Below are 18,912 nucleotides of genomic sequence, written 5' to 3'. Positions count from 1 at the left end.
GTTGTATGTATTGCTCTAACAATAAATGCTACTTTTAAAGCGGAGGTATATGGCACATAATTTGTTATATTGTAGTACATAAGCAGTTGTATACGTTTGTTTTGGCTCTCAATGTAAAAAATATTATGGAAAAGTTACCTAATTTTCTGATCGCGGGAGCAGCCAAGGCCGGCACTACGGCTATTGCTACCTATCTGGAGCAGCATCCTCAGATTTATCTAAGCCCCATGAAAGAGCCGAAATTTTTTTCCTCACAGTTTATCAAGTTCCCTTACCGGGGACCAGGTGACGATTTTGTTGAAAACTTTACGGTAAAGACAATGAGTTCCTATCAACGACTCTTTCGATGGGTTCGTCGTGAAAAGGCAATTGGTGAGGCGAGTGTCGAAAACCTCTATTATTACCAATCTGCCATACCGCTGATAAAGAGTTATCTTGGAGATCCAAAAATAATTATCGTTTTACGGAATCCTGTAGACCGGGCTTTTTCTGCCTATAAGATGATGGTGCGTGATGGACGGGAAGTACTGTCATTTGAAGAGGCGCTTGAGGCGGAAGCAGATCGTATGATGAAAAACTGGGAATATTTGTGGTATTATCTGCAATGCGGATTCTATGCATCACAGGTACAGGCATATTTTCAGTCGTTCACGAATGTTAAAATAGTACTGTTTGACGATTTGCGCCTTAATGCCGTTTCATGTATGCAGAATATTTATTCTTTCCTCGAAGTCCGGGAATCGTTCTATCCGAAGATATCCCTCAAAGTAAATGCTTCGGGACGAATGCGAAGTGCATTGTGGCGGCTCATATTCAGAGCCAGTGGTTTTAAAGGCATGCTTTACAAGTTTCTTTCTTTGAGCGGGATATCCGATTCCACCATTCTCAGTGTGATCGAAAGTGTGCGGGAAGGTGATCTGGAGCCGATGGAAATGAAAGAAGAGACACGGCGCATGCTGCAAAATTACTATCGTGAAGATATAATGAAATTGTCAAAGATTATCGGAAGAGATCTGAAAGGGTGGCTTGACGATAAAGAGGAGAACGGAACTTCGGAGCGCACAACAATCGTAAAATACGGAGACGAATCCAAACCTTTGCCGAGCGTGGCGGCATAACTGAACTTTTATTTAAACCGAATGCTGTTGTACTTGACCTTTCCCGTCTGCCAGTATGCGTTCGATGTCATCTTTAAAGAGGGTTTCATTTTCCATCAGCCTGGTTGCAAGGACATCAAGTTTCCCTCGGTTTTTATTCAGGATATTCATTGTTTTGTCTTCCATATCGTGGATTATACGCCGGACTTCTTCATCGATGGCCCTGGCCGTATCTTCGCTGAAGTTTTTACTCTGTGAGAGTTCTCTACCTAAAAAGAGGTGCTCTTCACCAAGATTATATGTTACAGGTCCCAGTTTATCACTCATGCCCCATTGACAAATCATCTTTCTAACCAATTGGGTGACAGCCTTGAGGTCTTGTGCGGCACCGGTAGTCAATTCATTAAATATAAGTCTTTCGGAGGTCCGCCCCCCAAGAGCAACACATATGCGGTTCTGCAGGTATGACTGATTGTAATTGTGCCGGTCTATTTCGGGTATCTGCTGTGTCGCACCCAGGGATCTTCCACGGGGAATGATCGTTACCTTTTGTAACGGGTCGGTACCGGGCAGTAACTTGGCGGTTAACGCATGGCCGGCTTCATGATAAGCGATAACCTTCTTTTCTTCTTCGGTAATGACATCTTCCCGTTCTGCGCCAAGGATGATCTTGTCACTCGCTTCATCGAAATCTTCAGCAGTCACTTTTTTCTTGTCTTTTCGTCCTGCAAGCAAAGCGGCTTCATTCACCAGGTTATGGAGGTCTGCACCAGAGAAACCGACGGTTCTGGCGGCTGTAATGTCAAGGTCAACATCCTCGCCGGCAGGTACATGACGCATATGGAGCTGAAGTATGTTCCTACGGGCGTTTTTCTGGGGCAATTCGAGTGTTATCTGGCGATCGAATCGTCCGGGCCTGATCAATGCCGAATCTAAAACATCGGGACGATTTGTGGCTGCAATCACAATGACCGATTCGTGAGGTTCAAAACCGTCCATTTCCGAGAGAATCTGGTTAAGCGTCTGCTCCCGTTCGTCATGGCCACCTCCAAGGCCGGCGCCTCGTGAGCGGCCCACCGAATCGATTTCATCGATAAAAATGATCGAGGGAGCTTCCTTTTTAGCATTTGCAAACATGTCACGTACCCGTGAGGCACCGACGCCGACAAACATTTCAATGAATTCGGAACCGCTGATACTGTAAAATGGTACATTGGCCTCACCGGCGGTTGCCCGGGCAAGCAGTGTCTTGCCCGTACCGGGAGGGCCCATCAGCAATACCCCTTTAGGGATCTGTGCGCCCAGAGAAGTAAACTTTTTGGGATCTTTAAGATAGGAAACTATTTCCTGCAAGTCCCGTTTTGGATTTTCCAATCCGGCGACATCATTATACGTGGTGCGGGTTTTTGATTCACGAAAACGACGGGCACGGGATTTACCAACACCGAATATCCCCCCAAGTCCCGACATGTTTTGTCCCTTTTTTTGGACATTCCGGCTGATAAACATGAAATAGAAAAAAATCAGAAGCCAAGGCAACAGAATTATCATCAATGACGGCCACCAGGCTCCATCCGGACTTTCCGCTTCAAGCGCTACATTGTTTTTTTCCATCAAAGTAATAAGCTCGGGGTCATCTATGGGGGGACGGGTAGTAATAAAGCTGGAATATTCCTGCGTGGCTTCACCCTGAGCCTTTTCTTCGGGAGTATAGGCATTACGAAATTCGCCCCGTATTTCACTGCCTTTAATCACCACACTCTTGATATTATTCTGATTAAGCTGGCTTTTAAACGTCGAATACGAGATGGTGGCCCTGGTTAGATTACTGAAAAAATTACTTCCTGCAATAGCGAATATAACCCATATAAGAAGAATCCAGAAAATTGGATTGCGCCACAGTGAGCGTGGTGGTGGGGGAGCAGGCTTTCGCTGCCGGTTCTCGGATTTGCGATCGGTATCTTTTTTTAAATGGGTACCTGTGGTTTTATGATTGTTGTTCATAGTTCGTCCTTTTCATCGTTTTCAGGCTTGAACAAGTCAAGAAACCGATCTTCATAATGTTTAAAAAGCTCCCACCGGTCGAGTTCCTGCTTCAATTCGTTTATGCGTGAACGGTCTTTGTGTGCCTCTTCAAAAAGCCGCTCGATTTTTTCCATGATGTATGTGGGGGTTTCATTGTCGTTCCCCTCTTCTGTTTCGTTGATTGCATTCGGAAAGAGTTCCCTGATTTTGGATTCTATACCGTCAAGGCGATCGTCCAGTTCTGATGCCGCCGACTCCAGTTCAATCAGGTCGAGGGTAATTCCCAGGAGATTTTTGATAACACTGATTACCTCTATTGCAGCTTTGGGATAGGAGATATTGGCGGCATAGGAGGGTATTGTTCCGAGCAGACAGGCTGCATCGATATGTTTTGATTGGGCGACACTTAAGAGCACGCCGTTTTGTCCGGAAATTGCTCCTTCGTGAAGTGGCTGCGTGCCCAGAGTTTCCATCTGTTCAAGAATCTCCTTGTTGTTTCCCACGCAATATACACGAGACGGTGCGGTATGGCTGATCGGTTCGGCCAGTGCCGCAGCAGTGATAATCCGGACAACCCTCAATTGACGGGCTATTTCAAGCACGGCCTGCAGTATGGTAATGCCTTCCTTACCCCCGATTTGAGTATCGCTTTCAAAGAATATGATATCCGGATTCTTGTGATAATAAAATGCGCTGCTTGGTAATTGGGGCACCTTTGCCACCCCTTCTTCAACAATAATATTATCGGGCGTGAAAAATTCACTCATGTCAATTGCTGCAAAGGGTCGTGCGCCAAGCATACGACGTACATAATCGACCGACATAATTCCGACATTCCCCATACCGGGCCAGCTTGCCAGCATCGTGGGCCGTGTGTCGAAGGTAACGCCAAAAAGTGTTTCTGTGCCCATTATTTAAAGCCCTTTCATGATACGCGAGGGTCGTCCGGTTTACCTTGCATCACATGTGTGGTAATGTTCGATCTGATTGCCTGTAACAGTTTTTCGAGAAACTCGAGATCGCCCTTGTCAATTATCAGGAAATCCCCCGTTGCTTCACTTACCGAAAGCGGATCACCGGTTATGATAAGCCCGCGTAATTCAGGATAAATTTTTCGCGCCGCCTCTAATACTTTATCGCCTTTCATCTGTTCGAGATTGTAATTCGTAATAAACAAATCGGGAACCCATCCATTATGAATATGCTGAAGCGCTTTTATGGGGTTCTCGAACACCGCGATTTCACTATAGCCATCATTCTCAAGAACTGTCAATAAAAGTTCCCGTATATCTTTTTCGTCTTCGACGATGATAATTCGGTCGGATGGATTCATGCAAATCTCCTTATTTCTGTTTGGGAATTGCAGTTACAAAATTTTAAACGCAAATTGAATGCCAGTTATCATATCCCGGAGGGCATAGCCTCCAGGGACCTGGTGGGCCCGGCAAGATTGTCGTTTTTGCAAAAAATTATGCGTATCCGGAAATTGCCGGGGCATTCATGATCTTCCTTATTGCTTGTAAGGTAAAGGAATATTGGAACGTGATTATAGTTGGCATAGATGTTGCATTTCATCCAGACTCTGAATGAACGGAATCGTAAAATCTATTTAAATATTTTGATTTTGAAAGGAGACACGGCTAAATGTTTTCGAGGAAAATGCATGTTTACAGTGTTCTTGTAATTGTTGCGTCTTTAGCAGCAATATTTCTTTTTGATTGTACTTGCTCATATGCAGAATCTAATAATTCTCCAAAAAAGGGGAGTGTACAATTTGGCGCGAAAGAAAAACCCGATATTCCCAAATTAGCTCGTGAAGCTCAAGCATTCGGTACAATATTTTCTAATGTTGCAGAGGCGGTTCTCCCCTCAGTGGTATCGGTCATCCCAACGAAAATCGATACGGTTGTATTTCGGAAAAATCCTTTTTACCGGTTTTTCGACTCCCCGGAACCCTTTGAGTTCTTTCAGGACAATGGAAATGTCGAGAAGCGTGAGCGTCGCCGGAAAGGGCTGGGTTCTGGAGTGATAGTATCCAAAGACGGTTATATCTTAACTAACTATCACGTTGTTGCCGGAGCCGATGAAATTGAGGTGCGTTTTCATGACAAGCGTTCTTTTGATGCTGAAATTATCGGCAGCGATTCATTATCCGATGTTGCCGTGCTGAAGATAAACAAAGAAATTGATGATTATCCGGCAGCTTACCTGGGTGATTCTGATGAGTTGCGGCCCGGTGACTGGGTTGTTGCGATAGGTAATCCTTTCAGTTTATCATGGACTGTTACTGCGGGTATTGTTTCGGCACTCGGCCGTTCGGTGAGTGGATCGGAGCGATACGAAAATTATGTACAAACCGATGCCGCTATTAACCCGGGGAATTCGGGAGGAGCGATGGTCAATATCCGGGGTGAAGTGGTTGGCATTAATACTATGATCTTTACCCGTTCCGGAGGATACATGGGAATTGGCTTTGCCATACCAATCAATATGGCCCGGCGTGTTGCCGAAGATCTGATTTATGAAGGAAAAGTGACTCGCGGCTGGATTGGCGTTTCCATCCAGCCCCTTGATGAAGCCAGTCGTGAAGCGATGGGGATCAAAAATGTACATGGTGTACTTATCGGAGATGTTTTTGAGGGGCAGCCGGCCGATAAAGCAGGAATGGAACGTGGCGATATTGTTGTGGCAATCAATGATAAAGAGGTGACTACACCCAATGAATTACGGAACATGGTTGCACAACTTGAACCTGGTGAAAAGGTAGATTTTGAGATAATTCGTGAAGGCAAGCGCAAAACCATTACCATTACAATTACCGAGCGGAATGAAGAGATGCTGAAACAGGCCCGTCCTTCAAGCAAAAAACAGCCCTCTGAATGGGGGAAAGAAAGCAAAGAAAAACTCGGTATTTCCGTAACCGATCTTTCGAGTGAGCTTCGTAATAAGCACAATATTAAACAGGATGTAAAGGGAGTACTCGTCCTCAATGTCCAGTCTTCATCGGAAGCATATAGCAAAATCCAGCCTGGTGATGTTATTCATGCAGTAAAGCTGCGGGATCAGAAAATGAAAACGATTACAAACAGCAAAGAATATGCAAAAATTGTTTCCAAAGCAGAGCAGGGTGATGCAATAATGTTCTCGATTGTTCGAGACGGCAGCAGATTGTTCATAGCTTTTAAAGTCCGGTAACTAATGCAGGAATTTCGATAAACTATAATTCTCAAAGATGGAGATAGAAAGGAAGGCATGTATGGCAGCAGCTGCAACAAAAGAAAAGGTTTCTCAACGTGCTTTTGAGATTTACCTCGGAAGGGGAGGTGAGGATGGACATGCAATGGATGACTGGCTGAAAGCTGAAGGGGAAATAGTTGGTTCACAAGAGGGTAAAAGCAAAGGAACCAGAAAAACATCAACCCGTAAGAAAAAAGCCCCTTCAAAAATGAAGCCCTGAAGATTTGTAACCCGAGGGAGGCGCACACTCAAAACATTGTGTGCGCTCTTTTCAAAAATTTTACCAAGTGGACAAATTCAATCTCGGTTATTTATTTATTTGCCGCCCCACCGCCGGATGAATTGTACGGTAAATTACTAGAGCGCAATGGGTTAAAGTATCTATTGGCCCCATTTTTGCATCTCATTTTATTTTAATTTATTGAAATAGTATGCCCATCTCGTTATTACATGCTTATGAGAAATTAGTTATTTATCTTATGCCTCAAAATAGCTTTATATTTCCATCATCTCACTCTTTGATTAAAACCGAAAATAACATTCGCTGTCCTTCCCGCTCAATCTCGATACCCATTTGTTTTTCGTTCTTTAATCTGTGTATTGCTTTTCGCAGATCCATTCGATTTTTTATGGGCGTTCCATTGATCGCAACAATCCTGTCTTCCGATTGGAGGCCCTTTTGGCGAAATAATTCGTGTATGTCGCTCATAACTCACCGCCTGTATCAAAACCTCGCATTTCCGGCGAGGAAAAATATTCGGTTTACAGAATCAAGATTTATGATGATTGTGGGAACGCATAATAAAATAATGCAACAAATATGCCAAATTATATATATGCCTATGCATTTACATTCGAAATTAGATCTTTGTGAGTGCCTTAATTTTGCATAATCAGGAAATAAATTCTCAAAATCAGGAATTTTGGCCTATGGTCGAGAAAACGATTTATCCTAAAGATCAGGAGCCCCGGATAATTGCCCGATTTCCTGAAGAAAATCCCTATCCGGTAATGCGTATTAACCCTGAGGGAAAGCTGCTCTATGCAAATCAGGCAAGTGAAGTGCTTATAAGAAAATGGAAGGGAAAGCATGGGGCTAGAGTCGGAAATCAATGGCGCCGGGCTGCAACAAAATCCCTGGAGAGCGGAGAAAATGTTGCATTTGAATTCAGAACGGGCAACCGCTGGTTTCATATCACTGCAGTACCTGTTCTCGATGGTCCCTACATTAATTTCTATGGTATTGATATCACCAAACGTCATGAAATGGAAGATGAACTTCATCGCGCAGGGCATCTATTGAAAAAAATGGTTCTGGATAAGTCGGTGGAGATTGAAGATACACAGAATATTCTTACCCAGGAGATAAAAGACAGGGTTATTGCAGAACGGAAACTGGACGAACGCGCTCAGGCACTGGAAGCGGTTTATGCTATGGCAACAGCATTCGATTCATCCATGGATACATCATTTGACCAGGTGGCTGTTACCGTTGCCCATGTTCTCAAAGTTCCACATACGCTTATATATGAAATAAAGGGAAGAACTATTTGCAGGATTTCTCAATTTTTTAAGAATCGCTTATATCACAAAGACAACCTTGCAGTTCCGTGCTCGACATGCTGCCGGACACTCCAGAACAAGCAGGTTCGGCAATTTAGTGGAAATCTTCATGAACTATTTGAAAATGCCGAATGCTTTAAATGTGAGCCATTTAAATCTTTTATAACTATTCCCATTACGAATCATAAATCTGAAGATCTGGGTATGATTTGTGTTATGGATTACAGAGAACAAAAATTCAGTGCCTACGAAATACATCTGATACAGATATTTGCGCGATATATATCACATGAACTGACTCGACGGAGACTCGAAGAGCAATTGCTGCAGGCAAAAGAATTCAAAACACTCGGACAATTGACTTCCGGCGTGGCTCATGAAGTTCGCAATCCACTTAACGGCATTATGGCTGTTTCTGAGGCATTGTTCAGAGAGCTTGGGAGCGAACCAAAAATTGACCCTTATAAAAAGCATATCCAGGCGCAGGTAGGCAGACTTTCAGCACTTATGGAAGATTTGCTTATGCTTGGACGTTCCATTAAAAAGTCCGATTTTCATTCTGTGACAATCAAATCGATGATAAATAATGCACTCGATTCGTGGAATTTAGGTAATGAGTTTCCGGATTATACCATTTCGGTTCACCTATCCCCTTCATTAAAAGACAAGATTATCAAGGTACATGCTGTTAAAATGGAGCAGGTCTTTATTAATCTGTTTGCTAACGCCTGTAATCATTCTCCTTCCGGTGGGCGAATAGTCCTGAGTGTAGAAGAATGCTGGCCTGATATGGTTTGCTTTATGGTTTCCGATGAAGGCACGGGATTTGATTCTGAGAATATTCCACAGATTTTTGAGCCCTTCTTTACTACCCGTAAAGGCGGTACCGGCCTTGGACTCAGCATTGTGCGATACATTATTGAGAGCCATGGGGGCACAGTTTCTGCTTGCAACAATATCCCCCCTCCCGGTGCAACAGTCGAAGTCTACCTGCCTGTTGTGGATGAAGACTAACGCATAAAGGCAGGGATTTAAAGTCCGGCTGAATGTCTGAAATCGCTCGTGAGTAACAGGCGGTTTGGCAGAACACTCCCCTAGACATTATCGAGAACTCCTATCGATTCAAGAATATCACTGATCTTTTTTGGGGAGACCGGCTTTTCGAGATAAATATCTGCCCCGAGTTTAAAAACTTTCTCTCGAATACTATTGTCACCATAGGCAGTTATAACAAGGATTTTACAATTATCCTGATGTTTTCTGGTATAATCCACCACCTGGAATCCCTCCATATTACCTGAACCTGAAAGCCGCATATCTGCAATTACAGCATCGTATTCATTTTCATGCAGCAACTTTTCGGCGTCATGAAGACTGCCTGCAGAATCGATTTTTACTCCGGGACGATCAAGAATTCTGGTCAAAGCAAATATGATCGCTTCTTCGTCATCAACGAGCAATAAATGCTTTGATCCGTTTGAGAGAGCCATCGTCGTATTCCTCCTTCTCAAAGCTATGCATGATGTGCGATGGGATAAATTCTGAGCACCATAAAATAATAAAAATCTGAAAATACTTTTCTAATACTGATCTTTAGTCAGGATATTATGCAAATACAGTGCCATTAATCCTGATGAGGCAAACGACGGTAATGGTAGTGCATTTAGAGGGGATGGGTTGTTTTGCAAAACCAAGTAATTCAATCATTTAATGGCACACACCGGGGATGGGGTACTTTATCAATTTTTTTATTATCTCCGGGAATTGTCGTATAATTGGCAAGTTTGCAAATCAAAATTTCATAATTGGTAAAGAAGTGTAAATCGGTGCTTTATTTGACGGTTACTTTTTCCTGGGCTGGTTGTAGGAGGGGTCTCAGAATTTTTATCTGATGGATATCTACGCTGAATTTTGTTATGCCCATATCGACGAACCGGCGGATCCAGCGGGGATCTGAAGCCAGTTCACCGCACACGGTCAGTGATTTCCCTGCTTTCTGTGCTGCGTTGGAGACATGTTCTATCAGGTCGCGGAATTCCAGGACCTGTCGTTTGCTGCTCAATGCTTTGACTGCTGTTTCTCTATCGGTACCGAAGAGATCCTGAAGCAGATCGTTGGTGCCGATGCTCCCGAAATCGGCTTCAGTAAATAAATCCTGTGCTTTCCGGCAGGCTCCCACTAGTTCGAACATAACGCCGTCGGGTATTTCCAGTTGAGCAATCTCATCGATAATCTCATGGACGATTGTCTTGAGCTCGATGAATTGCTGAGTATTTTCAACAAGGGGGTAGAGCAGACGAACCGGGCCGATAAGAGCTGCCTTGCCGATCGCTCTGGCCTGTGCTCTCAGCATTCCCGGATGAGAAAGGAGAAATGCAGCGCCTTCAAGATCAAGCCGGAAGGGGCGTTTCATAGGTTCAACAATAGGTTGAAACTTGTCCCGACGTACATCGAGGACCCTGATTGTTGTCGGAAGGCCCATCATCGTCATGACTACGTTACGGTAGCATGTTTCCTGCTGTCGTGATGAAAGCAGTTTGCCCGCTGCCAGAAATTCCAGTTCAGTCCGGTAGAGGCCGATACCCTGTGCACCTGCAGCCAGTGCCCGGGAAGCATGATCGGAGATATTCAGATTAGCGTACAGTGTAATTTCGGGCAAGTGTCTTTTCTGGCTGATGTGATGTATGCGGGAGCGGGTGTGAAAATATTCGGTCAGATTATCTTTACCCTGCTCGGAAAAAAGAGTTTCTCCGGTTGCGCCGTTTATTGCTGAGTGCATCGCCCCGAAATCTTTGATGTATACCCCTGCTATTCCGCTGACACAGGGGATCATGAGTGTTCTGCACAGTATTGCCGCATGAGAAGTCGGGCCACCGATCTGGGCGATTATCCCTCTGATATTTCTGCCCCTCATTTCAAGAACAAAGCGGGGAGTAAGGATACGGGTCAAAACAATTCGGCCGGCAATGCCGTGACGGTCATGATTGTCTCTGACAAGTGAGAGCGGATTAACCAGTGCATCCAGAAGCCCTTCTTCAATCTCGACCAGATCGTTTGCCCGTTCACGAATAAGGGCCAGGTTGCTGTCCTGAAGCTGTTTTCTGAAATCCCGAAAAACTTCCTGCACCGCCGCATAGGCTGAATAATTTTTCTTTCTGATAACATCGACAATGGACTTTAACAGCATGGGATCGTGGACCATTGCTTTAAGGACCACAAACATGCGGACATGTTCCTTATTCGCTCGCTTGCGCACTTCTTCAATAGCATGCTCCATTACGAAGCTCATGATTTGAAGCGCGTGTCGGATCTTGCTCTCTTCCCTTTCATGAAAGCGCCGCGGAACGGTCCGTCGTTCACTTAGCGGGTGCAGCGGACGGGATATGAGCCAGCATTTGCCCGAGGCAATACCTCCGGCAATAGCAATCCCTTGCTTGCGAATAATTCTGCTTTGCGTATCGCTGGTGATTGTCATTGTGAATTTTCATAGTTGTCTGGTTCATGTGAAGCTGATTACAGCAGCCCCATCTCTTTCATCATATCGCGTATTATTTCCGATGGGACCGGTTTGGAGAGTACGCGGTCTGGTTTAACATTACTGAGGCTCTTTTTTATGGTTGCATCACCATAAGCGGTCCAGAGTATTGTTTTTGTATCAGGATTAAAACGGAGCGCATAAGCAATAATATCAGCCCCCGTTTCACCACCTTCATCACCAAACTGCAAATCGCTTATTACCAGTGCGTAGGGATGTTTTTCGATTAATTTTCGCGCATGAGCCACCGATTCAGCCGCATCGATACGAAATTCGCTTCCACTGAATAATCGTTGAAAAGCGAAAAGTAACGCCTCATCATCATCGGCAATTAAAATACGTTTTATTGGAGCCATGAAATCGATCCTTTGTATATAACCTAAAACAAAATCCCTTTGTCAATAAAGTTCTCTATAACACCGGTATAGTGATTTTGTAACTATCCTAAACCAATTAACAATTGTCTGTTCGGGATCTGTCTGCTTTGATTTGGTTCCACCCCTGAATTTCAAACTCTGAAAGTTGAGATTAGAAGTTCAGGACAGGAACAATCAATGGACACTGTCCATAGAAATCCCGAAGAGAATCGGAAAAAATACACGCCCTGCGTATTTTTGTCTATCTCTATAATATAGCTAACATTATGCCAATGAAAATGTTGCTATAAACGCTTCTGCGGTACACGTTCTTTGCATACATGCGAAGTGATTTTGCAAATGTGCTAAATACGGGGGATCAAACTCCGAAGCCTGCAAGGCAGAAACAACTGCCCGGTTAATTATATACAAGCCCGGCACATTTTTTAATGCGGCTCTAATTGATCTTTCCTAAGCGGCGATAGAGTGAAGATAAGGAAATACCAAGGATTTTACACGCCTGGTTTTTATCGCCATTGCACGACTGAAGTACCTTTACCACATGGTGTTTTACAATATCATCAAGACTCAGGTTCTCATTATTACTTTCCACAACAGGTACGTTGGCGTCCATGCCGGGAAAATGGCTGGTGGCAATATTTTCACCACTCGCCAGCAGCATGGCCCTTTCGAGCATATTGCGGAGTTCCCGCACATTGCCCGGCCAGGAATACCGTTTCAGCAGTTCGATTACATCGGGCGCAAGGGGTAAATGAGAATATCCGAATTCGGCCAGAAGGTGCTCCGACAAACCGGGAATGTCCTCTTTGCGTTCGCTGAGTGAGGGCACCGAAATCGGGAAAACGCATATCCGATAATAGAGATCCTTACGAAATTCCCCTTCCTCTATTTTTTGACGAAGGTTTCTGTTTGAGGCACAGATAAGCCGGAAATCACTGGTGCGTAGCTTATTCTCACCAATTCGGCGGAAAGATCTTTCTTCGATTGTCTTCAGCAACTGAGCCTGTACTTCCATATCCATATCGCCGATTTCATCGAGAAAAAGCGTACCACCGTCAGCAACTTCAACAAGACCCTCGCGGTCTTTTATTGCAGAGGTAAATGATCCTTTAACATGTCCGAAAAGCTCGCTTCGAAGCAATTCACCTTTCAGGCTGGAACAGTTCAGTTCAACGAATGCTTCCGATTCCCGCTGACCATAATCGTGGATCCAGCGCGCAAGCACACCTTTTCCTGAACCGGTTTCTCCTTGAATCAGAATGACCGTTTCGTTTGCCGCTGCAACTTCCGCATACCTGAGAAGCTTGCTAACAGCGTCACTGTTACCGAAAAATGGCTCATTTTTTCGTTTCAGACGTTGATTTACGAGATTTTTTCTGCGCAAGGCATGATATTCAAGGCTTTTGGTGATGTTTGCCTTGAGTTCATCCATATCGATAGGTTTGGTAAGAAAATAATCCGCCCCGCTTTTGGTGGCCTGGACCGCGGTAGGAATATCACCGAGCCCGGTTAGCACCAGAACCGGAACACCCGGATAGGTGTTTTTGATCTGCGGTATCCACTGCAGCGCGTTACCGTCGGGAAGCTTCAGGTCGAGTAAAATGGCATCAAATGTTTTTTGAGCAACAATATCTCTCGCTTCTTTAAGCGTCGAAACTGCCTGCGGTTCATAGCCAACCTTCGATAAGTAACGCTGATAGCCGAATTGTGCAGATTCATCGTCTTCAACAATAAGCAGGCGAGGGTTTTTGCGTATCATAGAATATTATTAGTCCTCCCAGAGTGGTTCATCGTATTGCTGCTTCTATGGAATCGCCGGAATTGCCGGTATTTAAGTCTTAAACATAGTATAGATAAGATAAATCAATAAAGAAACATTGTGCAAAACATGACGAGCAGCGCAGCAAAATTATTATTACGCAAAAATCAGGCCATTTTATATTTGTTGCTTTGCGCTTTCATCGTCACTTTTCTTATGTAAATTAGTTTCATCGGCACTCCGTGCCTTTTCGGCTTCGGCTTTTTGGTCGGCTACCGCTTTATTGTGTTCGATATCACCATGAATACCTTTACCTCGTCTATCAAGATTTTTCAGCAAGCCCTGTCTTCCATAAAGAATGAGTGTATCATCGGGTTTGATAAGAGTATCGGCTTCCAGGGTACCGATATAGGGACCGTTTTTGCGTTGAATACCCAATACATTAACGCCTTCATCTTTCATTTGTGATTCTGCGAGCGTACGATTGGCAAGCCAGTCCTTTTTCTCGATTTTAAGCTCTGAAATGGTGTAACCTGATGCAAGGTGCAAAATACTTGCATAATCTTTGATGTCCATTTTGCTGTAGCGTTTTAAGGCGGCGTCGATAACCCTCGAAAGGTGCTTATCTATCCATTTGCTCCGTGCAATTATCATTAAAGCCACAATTCCGGCAAACAGGACAAGAAGACGAACAACGAGGCCATCTCCCTGAGGTTTGATCAAGCCCAGCATAAGTGAAGATACGGATGTTACAATTCCGGCATTGCCCAGAAGCATCAGGGTCATGAGTATGCGCCGCCGAAGCGGGTGATTGACGACGCTTTCGGACTCATTGGTCGTGAATCCAACACCGGTAAAGGCAGAACGCGCTTGAAAACGGGCCGATTCCTTGGATAGACCGGTATGTGATAACGCACTTGTTGCAACCCGGGTTATCAGCAGGGATAAGGCCAGAATGACGAGTAACGAAGCTATAGCAAGCATAGTATCACCCTGCGGTATTTAATAATTTTGGTTATTATACTTCTTGCCGACAATTATAATATGTTCCATGTTTTCGCAAAAACGCAAAACACCTTTTCATTTGTGGGAAAATCGGTCGGATATATTGAATTATGCGGCAGGTGCGCTCGGGGGCGATGCGCACCTGCCGGGGCTCTATTGTACCGAATATCAGGTTAGTACATTCCCATATCAGGATTATAGTAATAATAGTCGAAATAGAAGGTCGAATTGTCGACTATATTTTTTCCGGCAATATCCAGTTCACTCTCTACGGTTCGAGCGCCGGCATCAAAGGCATTGGTAATAGCCGCATGATATTCAGACCAATTATCCACCTTACCTTTGAGTGTCGCTATGCCGTCTTCTACGCTGACATCGATGTCTTTTCGATCGACGTTTCCATTCCAGAAAAATTCATCTTTTATATTTTGCATGATAGCCTGATCGCTTTCCCATGTCCAACCCTTGGGAACATTCAGCGTATTTTGAATTGCAGCCACACCGTTTACGCGGGAAACGACATTTTCGGCATGTACTTTTTCATAATAGCTGTCTACTTCACCGTAAAGGTATACCTTTTTGTTCCGCACTACCGGCCTGATTTCATGCCGTTCGAGAACCGGATCACGGGCAAGTGCCGCAAGGACTTCACTTTTAACCTCTTTATCTGTCGGAGAAACAACTTTGACGAATAAATAATTGTCGACCTCATTAACACCAACCGTATTACGGGCGTTCTGTTCCGCTGCCCGTTTGGCTTCATAGTTTTCTACTTTCCCGTTCAGATAAACAGTGCCATTATCAACTTTCACGTTTATATTAAAGGAGGCTGTCCGGGGATCATACCGGAGAGCATCTTTAACTGCAGCTTTAATCGTACTATCGGTTACTTCAGGAGTAGGATCTTTCCGTTTTAATTCTGCTGCAGCCCACCAGTCGACGGAAAGCTTGCTGTGATCGACATCTTCCACTCCAGCAACCCAGGCCTTATTATAAGCCAGTGTTTTAACCCTGGCCGTTCCTACGGTTCCTTTTAACGTTACTTCGCCCTCAAGAACATCGACCGTTATCAGTGATGCCGGAATATATGGATCGAATTCGAGGCGCCGTTCGATTTCTTCTTGAATTTCATGGTCCGATCTGCCATCCTTGAAGGCGACCTCTATTTTGTTTTCTATGTTCTTAACCCCTTTGACACCTTTAATGACCTTTGATGCCAGAGATTTTTCTGCATAAGAATCAACGTTGCCCTTTAGTGTTATTGTGCCGGCATCGACATCAACATCAATTTCGAAGGATTCGGTAGCAGGATCGGCTGCAAGAGCGCTGAGAACATCAGTACGTATCTGCGTTTCGCTCCTCATCACCGGAAGCACATCGATACGGTTAACAATACTTCTCACTCCTTTGAACGTGCCTGCCATAGCTTCTGCACGGTTTTTTTCAAGAATATTGCTCACAGAACCATCAAGCGTTACAATGCCGTCTGTTGTTACCACGCTGATCAGGTGTGATGACACCGCATCGTCACGTCTCAATGCCTGTTCAATTGCCTGTGTTATTTTGCTGTCTTCAATCTCCTTTTTTTGCGGTGCAGCCTGTACTGCAGAGGCGACCGTAATAATACCGATCAGTACGGTTAAATGGAGAGTGAGTCTGCACGATCCTATAGATGAGAAAAAAAGCAAAGATAAGCTTTTATTCAAACGCATAAGCGTCTCCTTTCACTACGAAGGTTAAAGGTACAACAACTTTGCTCTAAAGAGGTGCAACTTGCATGCCAACCGGAAAGGATTAAAAAACGGAATCTTTTCTTGCAGGGTTTTGAGATACGTTTCTTTCTAATATATATGTAATAAATGACCGTGCTACATCGTATTACCCTCAAGGAAACAAGTGTAAGTAGTGTATTATGAAATGCTTCAAAGGCAAGTTATAATTCTTATAACCAAGTTTTTCTGTGAGCGGCAGCAATTCGGATTATTTCCTTTCAAATGTTGCTGGAACCGGAAAGAGTAAAAGAGGGGAAAGAGAAGTGAAAAAAGGAGAAAAACTGGCAAGCAAGATGCCGATCGTCGATGACGATTCGATTCTGATTTATTTAAGTGAGATAGCGAAGTACAAGCCGCTTGCTACAGCCGAAGAAGCGGAGTTGGGGCGGCGTATCAAGCGTGATGATAAAGCTGCATTGGCTAAATTGATAAAATCAAATTTACGATTTGTCGTGAGTGTCGCTCGTACCTATGAACATCAGGGGTTGCCCCTTGCAGATTTGATTAATGAAGGTAATCTGGGGCTTATCAAGGCTGCATATAAATTTGACGACACCAAGAATTTCCGTTTTATCTCCTATGCAGTATGGTGGATCAGGCAGTCGATTTTAAAAGCTCTCGCCGATCATTCGCGCGCGGTAAAACTGCCGGTCAATAAAGTGGGACAGATACAGAATGTCGACCGGGAACGCACCCGACTGCAGCAGAAGCTTGGCCGTCCACCAAGCCGAAAGGAAATAGCAGAATCGCTTGGTGCAAAAGAAGATAGTGTAGCCGAAAGCTTGCGTCTTCTGGACAAGACCCTGTCGTTGAATTCTCCTGTTGCTACAAATCAGAGCCGCCAGTATATCGATTTGATCACCGACAATGAATCGGAATCTCCCGATGAGGTGATCGAGCGGGAATCGAAATTTGATAGAATCGCCGGTATCCTGCATGTTCTGCCCTTACGGGAGCGTGAGATTTTATGCATGTATTATGGTTTCGGCTATGATGTAACCTTTACGCTTGATGAGATCGGCAGAAAGCTGAGTCTGACCCGTGAACGGGTACGGCAGTTGCGTGATCGGGCTTTAGAACGTCTGCGGGATGAAAATGTGATTGCTGCGTTGAAAAAGACGGAAACCTGAATCGAATTTTTTATTTCTTCATTTCCTCTATCCGGCTTTTAACGTCAGTATTGGAATCCTCTCCTTCAAGGTCAAGTTTTGCCGAGAGGAAAGCGATAAGGTCTTTGAGGGTGATTATTCCCTGAAGATGACCGTTTTCATCGGTGATAATCATTCTACTCACCCCGGACTTGTGCATTCGGGCAAGTGCTTCCACAGCATCGGTGTTGGAAGTGAGTGTGTTTTCTGTGGTACAGGGATGAGCAATCTCTCCAACGGTGTGTGATCCCCACTGATCGCGTTCTACATTTTTTACATCTCGAGTGGTTATACACTTCAGTGATTCATCGCTTTGAGTGACCGGAAACATTTTGTAGTGATACCGGTAAACATAATCATGAACGAACTGATCGATGGTGGTATTTTCATTGATGGTTACGGGGTGGTCGTTCATGAAGCGCATGACCGGCTCGCCTTCGAGGGCCCGCCGCATAACCAGCCGTTGGTAGGAAACCTGTGCTGCCTGCCAGAGAAAGATTCCAAGCAGTATCCACCACATGCCGCCGATAAAGGCGCCGGCAAATATACTGAATACTCCAAGGCCGATCAGTATAAACCCGAAGACATTACCACTGTACGATGCAATCCGGGTTGCTTTACGGAGATCCTTTTTCCAGGCCCATAAGCCCGAACGTAAAACCCGGCCCCCGTCAAGGGGGAATGCTGGCAGTAAATTAAATGCTGCGAGCAGCAGATTAATACTTCCCAGATATTGAAGCACACCGTACACCGGTTGAGTAAGCAGACCGGCGCCGATAAGATTAAGAAGCAGGAGGATGACGCCGCCGATAACGATACTTGCGATCGGCCCCGCTATCGCCATCATGAATTCGGCCTTCGCACTCGGAGGTTCTTCATCCATTTCCGCTACCCCCCCGAAAACAAAAAGTGTTATCCCTTTCATCGGTAAACCAAATCGCTTGGCTACAAAGGAATGGCAGAATTCGTGGACGATAATAGAGGCAAAGAGTCCGATCGCGCCAAGCAGCCCCATTATCCAATAGGCGCCGGTAGTCAAGCCTTCATAATAATAAGGAAATACACCGGTAGCCAATGACCAGGTGATTAGAAAAGCTATGATTAACCAGCTTATATCAATTTTCACATCAAATCCGAATAGGTTAAATAATTTTTTCCGTCTGCCAAACATATGCCGCTCCAATATTTTTGTTCTCATTATATCTGTCTGCGATCTTAATAAGCGAAATGTATGCCAAGGGGGATCTGTACTATTTTAGTGGGAGTTTAATTGCTTAATGCGAAATATTTTTGTCGGATATGAAAAAGCTTTTTCAAAAATGAGAGAATGACTATGATATGAGATACAGTTGGGGCTTCACGTTTTTTCTTAATCTCTTCTGAGCGAAAAAGTA

16 protein-coding genes are annotated in these 18,912 nt (G+C 44.4%); 5 read left to right on the top strand and 11 right to left on the bottom strand.

Going from position 1 to position 18,912, the window contains the following annotated elements:
• The first annotated feature begins 125 nt into the window (after positions 1-125).
• Positions 126-1,118, top strand: a complete 993-nt coding sequence (locus GF401_16645; protein ID MBD3346686.1) for a sulfotransferase — start codon at positions 126-128, stop codon at positions 1,116-1,118.
• A gap of 12 nt (positions 1,119-1,130) precedes the next feature.
• Here the strand turns inward: GF401_16645 and hflB are convergent, their stop codons facing one another.
• The 3 genes from hflB to GF401_16630 are packed head-to-tail and all read right to left on the bottom strand — an operon-like array spanning position 1,131 to position 4,455.
• The gene (gene hflB / locus GF401_16640) at positions 1,131-3,101 is read right to left on the bottom strand and encodes an ATP-dependent zinc metalloprotease FtsH (GenBank protein MBD3346685.1); all 1,971 of its coding nucleotides are present in this window, start codon (positions 3,099-3,101) and stop codon (positions 1,131-1,133) included.
• Positions 3,098-4,033, bottom strand: coding sequence for a hypothetical protein (locus tag GF401_16635; protein ID MBD3346684.1), 936 nt, complete (start codon positions 4,031-4,033; stop codon positions 3,098-3,100). Before GF401_16635 ends, hflB begins: the two co-directional genes overlap by 4 nt.
• Positions 4,034-4,047: 14 nt before the next feature.
• Positions 4,048-4,455: a response regulator gene (locus GF401_16630; protein ID MBD3346683.1), complete on the bottom strand. Its 408-nt coding sequence runs from the start codon at positions 4,453-4,455 to the stop codon at positions 4,048-4,050.
• A 311-nt stretch (positions 4,456-4,766) separates the two neighbouring features.
• Here GF401_16630 and GF401_16625 point away from each other — a divergent pair, with 311 nt between their 5' ends.
• Positions 4,767-6,317 carry a Do family serine endopeptidase gene (locus tag GF401_16625; GenBank protein ID MBD3346682.1) on the top strand — a complete coding sequence of 517 codons (1,551 nt, stop codon included), beginning with the start codon at positions 4,767-4,769 and terminating at the stop codon, positions 6,315-6,317.
• Positions 6,318-6,354: 37 nt separating this feature from the next.
• Positions 6,355-6,579 carry a DUF2934 domain-containing protein gene (locus GF401_16620; GenBank protein MBD3346681.1) on the top strand — a complete coding sequence of 75 codons (225 nt, stop codon included), beginning with the start codon at positions 6,355-6,357 and terminating at the stop codon, positions 6,577-6,579.
• A gap of 291 nt (positions 6,580-6,870) precedes the next feature.
• On the opposite strand, the gene GF401_16615 is transcribed toward GF401_16620, so the two are convergent.
• Positions 6,871-7,068 carry a PDZ domain-containing protein gene (locus tag GF401_16615; protein ID MBD3346680.1) on the bottom strand — a complete coding sequence of 66 codons (198 nt, stop codon included), beginning with the start codon at positions 7,066-7,068 and terminating at the stop codon, positions 6,871-6,873.
• 221 nt (positions 7,069-7,289) lie between these two features.
• On the opposite strand from GF401_16615, the gene GF401_16610 reads away from it, so the two are divergent.
• On the top strand, positions 7,290-8,936 hold the full coding sequence (locus GF401_16610; GenBank protein ID MBD3346679.1) for a GAF domain-containing protein: 1,647 nt from the start codon (positions 7,290-7,292) through the stop codon (positions 8,934-8,936).
• An 80-nt stretch (positions 8,937-9,016) separates the two neighbouring features.
• Here GF401_16610 and GF401_16605 read toward each other — a convergent pair whose 3' ends face one another.
• The 6 genes from GF401_16605 to GF401_16580 all read right to left on the bottom strand — a co-directional run bounded on the left by GF401_16605 (position 9,017) and on the right by GF401_16580 (position 16,310).
• Positions 9,017-9,412, bottom strand: a complete 396-nt coding sequence (locus GF401_16605; GenBank protein ID MBD3346678.1) for a response regulator — start codon at positions 9,410-9,412, stop codon at positions 9,017-9,019.
• 341 nt (positions 9,413-9,753) lie between these two features.
• Positions 9,754-11,397, bottom strand: a complete 1,644-nt coding sequence (locus GF401_16600) for a hypothetical protein (protein MBD3346677.1) — start codon at positions 11,395-11,397, stop codon at positions 9,754-9,756.
• A 38-nt stretch (positions 11,398-11,435) separates the two neighbouring features.
• On the bottom strand, positions 11,436-11,813 hold the full coding sequence (locus GF401_16595; GenBank protein MBD3346676.1) for a response regulator: 378 nt from the start codon (positions 11,811-11,813) through the stop codon (positions 11,436-11,438).
• Between the two features lie 457 nt (positions 11,814-12,270).
• The gene (locus tag GF401_16590) at positions 12,271-13,593 is read right to left on the bottom strand and encodes a response regulator (GenBank protein ID MBD3346675.1); all 1,323 of its coding nucleotides are present in this window, start codon (positions 13,591-13,593) and stop codon (positions 12,271-12,273) included.
• A gap of 177 nt (positions 13,594-13,770) precedes the next feature.
• Positions 13,771-14,577 (bottom strand): potassium transporter TrkA, encoded by an 807-nt coding sequence (locus GF401_16585; GenBank protein ID MBD3346674.1) that lies wholly within the window; start codon positions 14,575-14,577, stop codon positions 13,771-13,773.
• 194 nt (positions 14,578-14,771) lie between these two features.
• Positions 14,772-16,310: a BON domain-containing protein gene (locus GF401_16580; protein MBD3346673.1), complete on the bottom strand. Its 1,539-nt coding sequence runs from the start codon at positions 16,308-16,310 to the stop codon at positions 14,772-14,774.
• A gap of 323 nt (positions 16,311-16,633) precedes the next feature.
• Between GF401_16580 and GF401_16575 the strand changes: the two genes are divergently transcribed.
• Positions 16,634-17,500 carry a sigma-70 family RNA polymerase sigma factor gene (locus GF401_16575; protein ID MBD3346672.1) on the top strand — a complete coding sequence of 289 codons (867 nt, stop codon included), beginning with the start codon at positions 16,634-16,636 and terminating at the stop codon, positions 17,498-17,500.
• 10 nt (positions 17,501-17,510) lie between these two features.
• Here the strand turns inward: GF401_16575 and GF401_16570 are convergent, their stop codons facing one another.
• A complete protein-coding gene (locus GF401_16570; protein ID MBD3346671.1) occupies positions 17,511-18,689 on the bottom strand; it encodes a CBS domain-containing protein in 1,179 nt (392 codons plus the stop codon).
• Between the last annotated feature and the right edge of the window lie 223 nt (positions 18,690-18,912).

It is taken from the genome of Chitinivibrionales bacterium (assembly GCA_014728215.1).
Classification (GTDB): Bacteria; Fibrobacterota; Chitinivibrionia; order Chitinivibrionales; family WJKA01; genus WJKA01.
This window is presented reverse-complemented; position numbering and strand designations above follow the sequence as displayed.

Bases quoted from the DNA above. Each gene is read 5' to 3' on its own strand.
- GF401_16645 (MBD3346686.1), top strand. From the start codon at position 126: ATGGAAAAGTTACCTAATTTTCTGATCGCGGGAGCAGCCAAGGCCGGC.
- hflB (MBD3346685.1), bottom strand. From the start codon at position 3,101: ATGAACAACAATCATAAAACCACAGGTACCCATTTAAAAAAAGATACC.
- GF401_16635 (MBD3346684.1), bottom strand. From the start codon at position 4,033: ATGGGCACAGAAACACTTTTTGGCGTTACCTTCGACACACGGCCCACG.
- GF401_16630 (MBD3346683.1), bottom strand. From the start codon at position 4,455: ATGAATCCATCCGACCGAATTATCATCGTCGAAGACGAAAAAGATATA.
- GF401_16625 (MBD3346682.1), top strand. From the start codon at position 4,767: ATGTTTTCGAGGAAAATGCATGTTTACAGTGTTCTTGTAATTGTTGCG.
- GF401_16620 (MBD3346681.1), top strand. From the start codon at position 6,355: ATGGAGATAGAAAGGAAGGCATGTATGGCAGCAGCTGCAACAAAAGAA.
- GF401_16615 (MBD3346680.1), bottom strand. From the start codon at position 7,068: ATGAGCGACATACACGAATTATTTCGCCAAAAGGGCCTCCAATCGGAA.
- GF401_16610 (MBD3346679.1), top strand. From the start codon at position 7,290: ATGGTCGAGAAAACGATTTATCCTAAAGATCAGGAGCCCCGGATAATT.
- GF401_16605 (MBD3346678.1), bottom strand. From the start codon at position 9,412: ATGGCTCTCTCAAACGGATCAAAGCATTTATTGCTCGTTGATGACGAA.
- GF401_16600 (MBD3346677.1), bottom strand. From the start codon at position 11,397: ATGACAATCACCAGCGATACGCAAAGCAGAATTATTCGCAAGCAAGGG.
- GF401_16595 (MBD3346676.1), bottom strand. From the start codon at position 11,813: ATGGCTCCAATAAAACGTATTTTAATTGCCGATGATGATGAGGCGTTA.
- GF401_16590 (MBD3346675.1), bottom strand. From the start codon at position 13,593: ATGATACGCAAAAACCCTCGCCTGCTTATTGTTGAAGACGATGAATCT.
- GF401_16585 (MBD3346674.1), bottom strand. From the start codon at position 14,577: ATGCTTGCTATAGCTTCGTTACTCGTCATTCTGGCCTTATCCCTGCTG.
- GF401_16580 (MBD3346673.1), bottom strand. From the start codon at position 16,310: ATGCGTTTGAATAAAAGCTTATCTTTGCTTTTTTTCTCATCTATAGGA.
- GF401_16570 (MBD3346671.1), bottom strand. From the start codon at position 18,689: ATGTTTGGCAGACGGAAAAAATTATTTAACCTATTCGGATTTGATGTG.